The organism is Ruegeria sp. CDSB136 (genome assembly GCF_059610965.1).
On sequence record NZ_JBXWOP010000045.1, the window covers coordinates 1 to 9746 of the forward strand.

At 53.2% G+C, this 9746-nt stretch carries 8 protein-coding genes; 7 read left to right on the forward strand and 1 reads right to left on the reverse strand.

What is annotated here, in order from left to right:
• Positions 1 to 85 precede the first annotated feature (85 nt).
• The 4 genes from AC2FIR_RS23735 (at position 86) to AC2FIR_RS23750 (ending at position 3772) form a co-directional block, all read left to right on the forward strand.
• Positions 86 to 688 carry an MFS transporter gene (locus AC2FIR_RS23735; protein ID WP_496747558.1) on the forward strand — a complete coding sequence of 201 codons (603 nt, stop codon included), beginning with the start codon at positions 86 to 88 and terminating at the stop codon, positions 686 to 688.
• 14 nt (positions 689 to 702) lie between these two features.
• Positions 703 to 1080 carry a calcium:cation antiporter family protein gene (locus tag AC2FIR_RS23740; RefSeq protein ID WP_480442233.1) on the forward strand — a complete coding sequence of 126 codons (378 nt, stop codon included), beginning with the start codon at positions 703 to 705 and terminating at the stop codon, positions 1078 to 1080.
• Between the two features lie 26 nt (positions 1081 to 1106).
• On the forward strand, positions 1107 to 1820 hold the full coding sequence (locus AC2FIR_RS23745; RefSeq protein WP_496763451.1) for a calcium:cation antiporter: 714 nt from the start codon (positions 1107 to 1109) through the stop codon (positions 1818 to 1820).
• Between the two features lie 512 nt (positions 1821 to 2332).
• Positions 2333 to 3772 (forward strand): arylsulfatase, encoded by a 1440-nt coding sequence (locus AC2FIR_RS23750; protein WP_170617324.1) that lies wholly within the window; start codon positions 2333 to 2335, stop codon positions 3770 to 3772.
• On the opposite strand, the gene AC2FIR_RS23755 is transcribed toward AC2FIR_RS23750, so the two are convergent.
• Entirely contained in the window at positions 3763 to 4068 is a 306-nt protein-coding gene (locus AC2FIR_RS23755; RefSeq protein ID WP_170617326.1) for a hypothetical protein, read from the reverse strand. The genes AC2FIR_RS23750 and AC2FIR_RS23755 overlap by 10 nt on opposite strands.
• Before the next feature lie 77 nt (positions 4069 to 4145).
• On the opposite strand from AC2FIR_RS23755, the gene gntH reads away from it, so the two are divergent.
• The 3 genes from gntH (at position 4146) to AC2FIR_RS23770 (ending at position 8880) form a co-directional block, all read left to right on the forward strand.
• The gene (gntH, locus tag AC2FIR_RS23760) at positions 4146 to 5405 is read left to right on the forward strand and encodes a guanitoxin biosynthesis MBL fold metallo-hydrolase GntH (RefSeq protein WP_170617328.1); all 1260 of its coding nucleotides are present in this window, start codon (positions 4146 to 4148) and stop codon (positions 5403 to 5405) included.
• 228 nt (positions 5406 to 5633) lie between these two features.
• A complete protein-coding gene (locus AC2FIR_RS23765; RefSeq protein ID WP_496747552.1) occupies positions 5634 to 6968 on the forward strand; it encodes a DUF3604 domain-containing protein in 1335 nt (444 codons plus the stop codon).
• Positions 6969 to 7458: 490 nt separating this feature from the next.
• Positions 7459 to 8880, forward strand: a complete 1422-nt coding sequence (locus AC2FIR_RS23770) for a hypothetical protein (protein ID WP_496714631.1) — start codon at positions 7459 to 7461, stop codon at positions 8878 to 8880.
• Positions 8881 to 9746: the final 866 nt, after the last annotated feature.

The following is a 9746-nucleotide window of genomic DNA, read 5'->3' on the forward strand; positions in this document are numbered from 1 at the left end:
TCACAGCCTGAGGCGTGCAAAGCGAGGTCCAGTGTGTCGGTCACATCCTCGGTCTTCATCGTCGCACAAAGCTTCCACAGTGTTCATGAATGTTGTGCCGTATCGGGCGGCTGTCATTGGCATTGATGCCGCGGATGTGGCTATTGGCATCGCTGCTATTTACGTCGGGCGTATCCTGTTTCTCTATCCGCTTGGATTTGTGTCAGACCGCATGGATCGGCGCCGCGTCATTGTAGTGACGGCGACAGTCGCAACCGGTGCCCTTGCGGCCTTCGCCACTTTCGCCACTGGCGACGGTGCGCGCCACGCTGCCATCGTGGGCACACCACTATACATTGCAATGCTCGCCGGATTGATCCTGCTGGGCGGATCGATGCTCACCCTCTACTCGCTGCTTTTGGCTCACGCGATGGACCGCACTGTGCCCGTCTATGTCGCGTCCAGCGCTGTCACAATGCTGTTTGTCTTCACCATCGGCGGCATTGCAGGCCCACTCATGACCAGCGCGCTTTCGGCGGTATTTGGCGATCCGGTCATGGGCTGGATGCTTGTAATCGCGATGGCCGCCTTCGCGGGCTTCACCGCTTTCAGGATCAATACAGTGGCCCCGGCTGCCAGAGCGGAACAAACCCACTTTAAGCCGACCGAAACCACCAGCCTCAAATCCGTCCCCACCCAGAAACGGTAAGGTAGGCGACCACCATGACCACCCCTTACACAGACCTCTTTCGCGCAGAAAAAGCCACTCTGCTCATCTGGCTCGTATTTGTTGCCGTGACCTTCGCCGGCGACCTCATCAAGCCAACGGCCATGGGTTCCAGCATGTCCTGGCTCCTGCTGGGCGGCATTTTTGGGGTGATGCTGTCAGCGGTCTTCCGCGTGGTGCACCATGCCGAGTGCTTGGCCGTCATCTTTGGCGAGCCTTATGGCACATTGATCCTGACATTGTCGGTGATCGGCATCGAAGTGGCTCTGATCACAGCTGTTATGCTGACCGGGGACAACAACCCGACACTGGCTCGGGGCACTATGTTTTCCGTGTTGATGATTGTCATGAACGGATTGGTCTCAGCCTGCTGATTGGGGGGCTGCGGCACGGGCTGCAGGTGTTCAACCTCTCGGGTGCTAATGCCTACCTTGTGGTGCTGTTGCCAGTGGCCATCGTCAGCCTCGTCTTGCCAAGCTTCACCACATCCGCCCCGGGCGGTGGTCTGTCGGCTCTGCAAACTGTCTTCATGATCGCCATGTCCGTGGTGCTCTACGGGATTTTCCTTGTCTGCCAAACCGTCGGCAAACCCGAGATTTCTCGACAGCCTGAGGAAGACCTGCCAACAACCGGCGGCTCGGATGCGCATCATCTGGAAACCAAAAGCATCGGTTTCCATGTTCTTTGGTTGGTGCTGGCGATGTTGCCCCTGGTTTTGATGTCCAAAAAACTGGCGCTGTTTGTAGATTTCAAATTGCTGGAATTTGGCGCACCTGTCGCGTTGGGCGGCTTTCTGGTTGCCGCCATGATCCTGACACCCGAAGCCCTCGCCGCGCTGGACGCTGCGCGGGCCGACAAACTGCAAAGGGCCGTGAACATCTGTCTGGGGTCGGCTTTGGCAACCATTGGCCTAACAGTGCCCGCTGTGCTGATCGCGGCACATTTTGTTGGGCTTCCCATCGAACTTGGGCTCGGCGGCGCGGAAATCGTGCTCCTGGCCCTGACAATAGGGATCAGCATCCTGACCTTTGTCGGAACCCGCACCAATGCGTTTCAGGGTGTCGTTCATCTGGCCGCCTTCATGACTTATGTGTTCCTGATATTCGACTCATGACCGTAGGTTTAAGTTGCGTTGCGTGAGCTCAAAAGGCAGCCCCTCACTGGCGGCATCTTGCACCAGACCGAGTTTATTGTCGCTAATTCGGACCTTCACTGCCCGACGCGTGAAGGTCCGCTTTGGGCCGTTTTCATAAATCCTAACAAGCTGACTTATCGGCAGCTTTGTCCGCATTGCGGACGTTCGTCATGATTGAGCGAATGACTGCACCGAGCCCAGAGCCGCCGTTAATCCGGCATAGGTACGCTGCTCCGCGGCGAACTATCGCTTCGAGCCCAAAGTACGGATGCAGCGTGCTGCACGAACGAGGAGTATGCCGACTTCGCCGACATCCGACCAGGTAATTCAGCAGTCGGCTCTGGGTGGATTGCACAGAGAGACGATGGCTGGACTTGCGTCTATGCTGGCTCACTTCAAGTTGGGTTTGGCGCAAATTATTCAGGCAAACACTTCCTTTGACGCTAAGGTACAGACGAACAGATAATTGCCCTCATAGGGAAGGACACGTCATGAACGCACTCGTACGCGTGATATTAGTGGTTGGATCGTTGGTCGGGTGGAGTTCAGCGTATGCACAGGAGAAGCCCAACATCCTCCTGATCTTCATGGACAATTTCGGTTGGGGCGAACCCGGTTTCAATGGCGGCGGAATCGTACGTGGAGCAGCGACGCCGGAGCTGGACAAACTCGCTGCCGAGGGGCTGCGGCTGACGAACTTTAACGTCGAGGTTCAGTGCACGCCCTCGCGCGCGGCCCTGATGACCGGACGATATGCGATCCGGAGCGGCAATGGCACTGTTCCCCTCGGTGAAGGTGTCTATGGCCTTGTGCAATGGGAAGTCACCATGGCAGAAATGCTGTCCGATGTGGGCTACGCGACCGGCATGTACGGCAAGTGGCACCTTGGAAGCTCGGAAGGCCGGTATCCGACCGATCAGGGATTTGACGAGTGGTATGGCGTGCCCAACTCAACCGACGAGTCTGTCTATAGCTCTCTCGAAGGCTTCGCGGAAAGCGGCGCCCGAGAAACCTTTGTTTTGGATGCGGTTAAGGGAAGCCCGCCTGAACAGGCCCGCCCCTATACACTGGAATATCGCCCTTTGATCGACCGCGACCTCACAGACCGCGCCATTCAGTTCATGACTCGCTCGGCGGAGGCCGACACGCCCTTCTTTGTCTATCTCCCCTACACAGCCACCCATTTCCCGACAATGCCGCATCCGGATTTCAAGGGGAAATCGGGCAAAGGCCCGTGGGGCGACCTTCTGATGCAGATCGATAACTATGTTGGTGAACTGCTTGCCACGATTGATGATCTCGGGGTTGCAGACAACACCATCGTAGTTTTCACGGCTGACAATGGACCTGAGGCACTCGGTGCAGGCGAAACAAACATGACGGTTGAAACCGGCTTCCACGGCTCTGCCGGGCCATGGCGGTCTACACTGTTCACGAGCTACGAGGGAGCGCTGAGAGTTCCGTTTGCAATGCGCTGGCCGAGCAACATTGAAGCAGGCCGGGTCAGTGATGACATTGTCCACGCAATGGACCTCTATCCGACGCTCGCTGCAATTGCCGGCGGTAAGGTGCCCACGGACCGGGTGATTGACGGCATCGACATGTCAGGCTTCTTCCTCGGCGATGCGGAGAAATCCGGACGGGATGGCTTCATCGTCTACATGGGCAACGATGTGTTCGGCGTGAAATGGAGAGACTGGAAACTCCATTTCAAGGAGCAGACGGCTTGGAACGGCGAGCTGCGCGAGTACACGATGCCGCGGGTCTACAACCTGATCAACGATCCCCAAGAACGCGACAACGTGCTGTTCCCGCACACTTGGGTTCCGAAAGCTGCACTGCCGCAGTTGGAGGAGCATATCTTATCGCTGAAGGAGAACCCGCCGGTTCCGACCGGCGCGCCTGACCCATACACGCCGCCTCAAGAATAAGGGCGCTGCTCGGGTTTGGAAGTTGCAAGAACAATTCCGAAAGCACGATTGTTACGTAGGGTACCTGTCAGCACCTCACGTTGCATTGGAAGAGCAGACATCCGACGTTTTCGTTGAATGGTGGCGAAGCGCAGGTTGCGGTTGTTCGGATAGGCGGGCCGAAGGACCGAAATGTCCGCGTAGTAGCCATTCATTGAATTCTGCTGAACGACCGCATTGAGCCCAAAGCAGCAACTAAAATCAAAAGAAAACCATGCCGCAAATCCGGCAATTTCTTGAAACCTTGCCAGACGCATTCAAAATCTGCGATCCTATTATGAATCGGCTTCAGACTGTTTAAAATTCCAGTTGACCCTGATCGGAGGCAATTGCAATGGCTTTTTCCGCGCAAAATAAAAACTGTATTTTGGCGTTCATATCTACGGTTTTTTTGGCTTCGGCAAACACTGTGGTCGCGCAGAGCAATGATCCATCCCAATGGTCGAGGACCGAGCCGTTTCCTAACCAAACTGTTTATTATCCGGGAACCGAGTCTCTTGGTCCTGACGAAATGCGAGTTGTTGCCTGTGGAACCGGTATGCCTCAGCCGCGCCTAAAGCAAGCTGCGGCATGTTTCTTAGTTGAATTGGGTAATGGCGAAAAGTTCATCTTCGACATGGGAGAGGGATCCTATGAACGGATCATGGCGCTTGGGATTCCACTGGATCAGCTGGATAAAGTCTTCTTGGGCCACCTGCACCTAGATCACGCTGGTGATTTTCCGGCCTTTTACTTCACCGGCCCCGTAAACAACCGCCTAACGCCTGTTCGTCTTTGGGGACCCGAAGGCATCAAACCTGAGTGGGGAACAAAGTCTTGGGCAGATCACATGAAGAAAATGTGGGCATGGGAAGAAGCGACTCGTGGGGCCGCGGTCGATCCCCGAGGGTTACAACTTGAGGTCAACGAATTCGATTGGAAAATCGTAAATAACGTCATTTTTGACGAAAACGGTGTTCAGGTCAGAACCCTGCCGGCCATACATGGTGAACAAGCAGTGAGTTTTCTGCTTGAATGGAACGGACTAAAATTTGCTTTTTCGTCTGATACGCTTCCAACACGATGGTGGAGAGAGCATGCGGCGGGTGCGGACCTTGCAATCCATGAGTGCTTCACCCCTCCCGAATTCATGATCGAGAAATATGGGTTTGCGCCTTCCGAAGCAATTTTTGTGGGCTCTCAGGGGCACACTTCCGCACAAGCATTCGGTAAGATCATGTCTGAAACTGAACCAAGATTAGCGGTTTGTTACCACTTCCAAAACGATCATGACATTGCGCTGGCTGTCTATTCAGCAATACGAGAGACATATGACGGGCCATTGGACTTGGCGGCTGACTTCATGACCTGGAACGTAACCAAAGATAGTATTCGTACTCGCCAAGGAGTGCCCAACGAAGAGTCTTTCCCGGCACCAGTGCAAATGCCCAAGCAACCGCCTGACTCAGCTGCAGAGTTCCCGTTCTCCGAATTTGATCTCGAGAGCATGGACCGCGAAGCGGCCAAAGCTACAAACGAAATGATCAGAGCATTCAACGAACGCACAGGAAATGACGAAGTCGGAGCCTATACCAGCATTCCCTTCCAAGAGTGAATAAGGCGTCCGAGCACCCCAAAGAATTGGAAGTACCGAGGTCGGCTTTGTCCGCCAAGCGGTCTCTCAGACAGAACGCAGCGAACGGCTGCTCTGAGCCCAAAGCAGCCGGTTTCAACAAATGCTAAATTGGTCTTTCAGTCCGCTTTTGTCATAAGTCAAAGTCACACAACCATTTTGTGGATAATCTCGACCTCCAACAACAACTTGAAATTTGGGGGGAGACGCATGAAAACCGCCATACTGACCGGAATTGGCGTAGCGTTCTTTTTCGCTGGCGCGACATTTGCCCAAGGATACTCAGGCGAACTTGCCATCAATCCAGAAGATGTCCGACTTGGTCAGCGCGGCTATTCGCCTTTCGTCGATCAGTCATTTCCCAATAGGGTGTTCTGGGGCGACACCCACCTTCATACGTCGTATTCTACTGACGCAGGCATGGTAGGAAATGCGCTTGGGCCGGATGAAGCCTTCCGTTTTGCGCGCGGCGAAAAAATCAGAGCGTCCGTTGGCGAATACGCACAACTTGTCCGCCCTCTCGATTTTCTAGTTGTCGCCGACCACGCCGAGAACCTAGGTCTCGCACCGATGATTGCTGAGGCAAACCCGCAATTATTGACAAACTCTTGGGGACGACAAATCCATGACCTCGTCCGAAGCGGCGATACGCTCGGCGCCTTTGTCTTCTGGGGGCAGAGCATGGCGTCAAACGTCGATCCGTTAGACGACGATGATCTGACCCGCAGTTTCTGGAACCGCATTGTGGACAGCGCAGAGCGGCACAATGAACCGGGTGTTTTCACCGCGCTGCACGGGTTCGAGTGGACCTCTGTGAAAGATTACAACAACCTACACCGCGTCGTGATGTTTCGCGATGACGCCGACAAGGTAGACGACCTTGTGCCCATCTCAAACTACGACGCGACCGACCCGGAAGACCTGTGGGATTGGATGGAAGCCTACGAAGAGAAGACCGGAGGAAAAGTGATGGCCTTTGCGCACAATGGCAATCTCTCGAACGGTCTGATGTTCAATGATGTGCGGGAGAACGGCGAGCCCATCGATGCTGCTTATGCGGAACGCCGGATGCGGTGGGAGCCGCTTTACGAAGTCACTCAAATTAAGGGCGATGGGGAGACCCATCCCATGCTATCGCCCAACGATGAATTTGCCGACTACGGCACATGGGACCGAGGAAATTTCGGTTCAGAACTGAAGACGCCAGAGATGCTTCCAGCAGAATATGCGCGCTCCGCGCTGACACGTGGACTGAAGTACGAAGAAGAGATGGGCGTCAAACTGCCACCGGTCGGAAACACGGTAAGCGGTGCGGACTACACCAACACGATCGGGTCTGCCGCACTCGCTGCGCACTGGGTAGACCCGGAGTTCGATCCGGCGCAACGCGCTTACTACTATGTCCGCGTTCTAGAAATCCCCACGCCTACATGGCTTGCTTACGACGAGGCTTACTACGGCAACCTCAACCTTCCGGACGATGCTGTCATGGTCCATCAGGTGCGCGCTTACACGTCTCAGATTTGGTACACGCCGGGAAGTTAACCAAACTCGCTTTCCGAACGACTGCTTCGTCCGCAACTCGGTCAGTCGCCCAATTTCGATAAACGTCCGTTGTTCATGAAAGCTGCCGTCGGAGCCTAGCATCGTTATTAGGTATTAAACTTAGGTCGGGTTGCCCGTTAAAGTTGGGACATTTTCACAGCCCTAACTCCAACAAATACCTACATTTACTATCATCAATCTTACTAGAAGAATGCGTATCAACGGAAACGATGGCAAGAAAATTTGGGCTCACATCCATCAACAAAAAAACAGGGGATACACAAGCTACTGCTCTGAAAAACATTAAATTACAGCATTTTATCTTGTGTTATGGTGCCCAGGAGAGGCTTTTCCCGATTCGTTAACCAGTCCTTAACGCCAACTCAAGTCACTGATGCTATTGCCAAAATCGTCGGCATACAAAGGCCTCATGTAGAGGGTCAGCTCGCCGATGTGATACAATTTGTGTAACAAACATCGAGGCAATAGCATGAGTTATCTTTGGCCCAGAGGAAACGTATTCTGGTTCAGAATGAGAACACCTTGCAAATACAAGGCAGTTCACGCAGACGCGTTTCTCACGGAATCCCTGAAAACCGACAGTCGAAAAACAGCCCAAGCCTTGGCTTATCAAGTTCGTGAAAGGCGTTTGGCCGAGTTGGAGGCCAAGTTGACCATGGGGAATGGCGGCCATGACGAAGATCGTTACCGATCCGCAATCAAGCTTGCGAAAGACAATGGTGTCGCACCGGCTACTGCTTCCGAATTGGCCGGCGGAAGATTGGAAGAGATCGTGTTACGTCTAAGAAACTTGATAGATCAGGATCCGTCGGCCAAATCTCCGCTGTTTGCGGCAAATCTAGGCGGATTTCAGCTGCCTGATACCAGGGTGACTGAGGTCGCTGATAGGATGGATCAACTTTGCCCAGACAAAGTGGCTCGTAAGAATGACCGACAAAAAAGAATGTGGCTCAACCGTTACAAGCGAGCAGCCAAAATGTTTGCTGAAGTTGCGGGCGAAAAGTCGATCTCAGAGATCTCAGCGAGCGATGCGTCAAAATTCCGACGAGCGTGGGAAATGCGTGTGAATGCCCAAGAGGTAACGACACAGTATGCGAACAAGCACTTCGGCTACTTGAGAAATATCGTCAGCGCATTTTATGAAGATCTAGAAATTGATGATTACACAAACCCTTTTTCGACTATTCGCATTAAGGGCGAAGCAATTTGGGAGAAAGAAAAGGAGCCAAGCCCAAAGCTTGAGTTCACCCCAAGTTGGATTGCCCAAAACATCATCAATGGAGATAAACTGGACGGGTTGAATGACGAAGCTGAAGCCATCTTGACAGTGTGCGCAGAAACAGGATGCCGACAGACTGAGATCTATGACTTGCCTCCCTCGTCAATTCATCTCGACGCGGATGTTCCACATATCATGGTCAAAGTCGAAGGTGGTGAGCACCAGAGAGAAATCAAAAACAAGGCATCAAGGCGACCAGTTGTACTTGTGGGCGCAGCTTTGGAGGCTATGAAACGTTTCCCAAGTGGCTTTCCACGCTATCGGGGTAAAGAGGGTTACAGTGCCGCAGTTTCAAAGTTCTTTGCTCATAACAACCTCTTCCCGACGGACCAACACTGCGTGAGCAGCCTCAGACACAGCTTTGAATCAAGGATGATCAGGGCGGGTTTAAGCAACGAAGAACGAGGTTTCATGATGGGACATTCAATGAAGTCTATTCGAGGCCGTGAAGTATACGGAAACGGTCCAGATCTTCGCATCAGGGCTCTCTATGCCGAACTCGTGTCATTTGAAACAGAGAGTTGGAAACCCCGCGAACCAGAGGAGATTTTCAGAGATATCGACAACATTCTTGTTGAGGACGGATTTCGGGTGACTGGCCGCAGGCGGTAGATCTCGCAACGGCCAGTCGTGAAGCTCTAGTGACGCAAAAACTTTGCAGCGGTTGTATTCACGATGGCGCGTCACAAGAGTCTCATGACGCACTTAATGACGTCGACTACGAGCAATCTTGGGATTAGGCACGAGAGCAGCGCCACACTGGATTGCGACATTGCGCCGCACCAAGTGATCGGCCACCAAGCGAAGTGGTAGAGGTTTCTATCCTAAAGTGATGCCTCAGGCATCACTTCGACAATATTTCACAAACACAAATTGCCGTATGATTTTTTAATAAACTTATCAGTGTGTTGCGCAATTTTTTCTGACCTGTTGATTTTGCCAACACGCTCCCGCATATCTTTCTTACGACGCTTGAATGACGAAGCTGAAGAACGAAACGGAGAACATATGACAGAAAAAGACACTGGGTTTGGAACTGAACAGTCGGCCCCTCAACTTGGTAGGGCCGCCAGCAGAATTCCCGAGTAGACTTTCAACATCGGGCATTCGTTTGATGCTGTTCCCGGACGGCTAATCGAAGTCACTGCAAGGCATCCGAATGGTACGTAGGACTCGGGCGAAACGATGCTGAACGAACACGGAGACATCGCGAACACGCTCAAACGCGAACGCATTCAACACTAACTACCTTCCCGAAAATTGACTTCAAACAACGGTGAGCATCGCTTCACCGAACGCTACCGCTTTGCTCTCCTGAACAGATAGGAGAGCAGCTCCTCGCCGGCTCTAGCAAACAGCCCGCAGTCCAAGCAATCAAACCCAAAAATGGAGAAATGTATGGTAACCGCCCGATTTAGACCGTCTGCCGCGCTGCATGATCAGATTTTATAAGACGTCGTTACTGACGTGGATAACGA

What these genes read in the sequence shown, in the direction of transcription:
- AC2FIR_RS23750 (WP_170617324.1), top strand. Translation starts at nt 2,333, where the DNA reads ATGAACGCACTCGTACGCGTGATATTAGTGGTTGGATCGTTGGTCGGG.
- AC2FIR_RS23740 (WP_480442233.1), top strand. Translation starts at nt 703, where the DNA reads ATGACCACCCCTTACACAGACCTCTTTCGCGCAGAAAAAGCCACTCTG.
- AC2FIR_RS23735 (WP_496747558.1), top strand. Translation starts at nt 86, where the DNA reads ATGAATGTTGTGCCGTATCGGGCGGCTGTCATTGGCATTGATGCCGCG.
- gntH (WP_170617328.1), top strand. Translation starts at nt 4,146, where the DNA reads ATGGCTTTTTCCGCGCAAAATAAAAACTGTATTTTGGCGTTCATATCT.
- AC2FIR_RS23770 (WP_496714631.1), top strand. Translation starts at nt 7,459, where the DNA reads ATGAGTTATCTTTGGCCCAGAGGAAACGTATTCTGGTTCAGAATGAGA.
- AC2FIR_RS23755 (WP_170617326.1), bottom strand. Translation starts at nt 4,068, where the DNA reads ATGCGTCTGGCAAGGTTTCAAGAAATTGCCGGATTTGCGGCATGGTTT.
- AC2FIR_RS23765 (WP_496747552.1), top strand. Translation starts at nt 5,634, where the DNA reads ATGAAAACCGCCATACTGACCGGAATTGGCGTAGCGTTCTTTTTCGCT.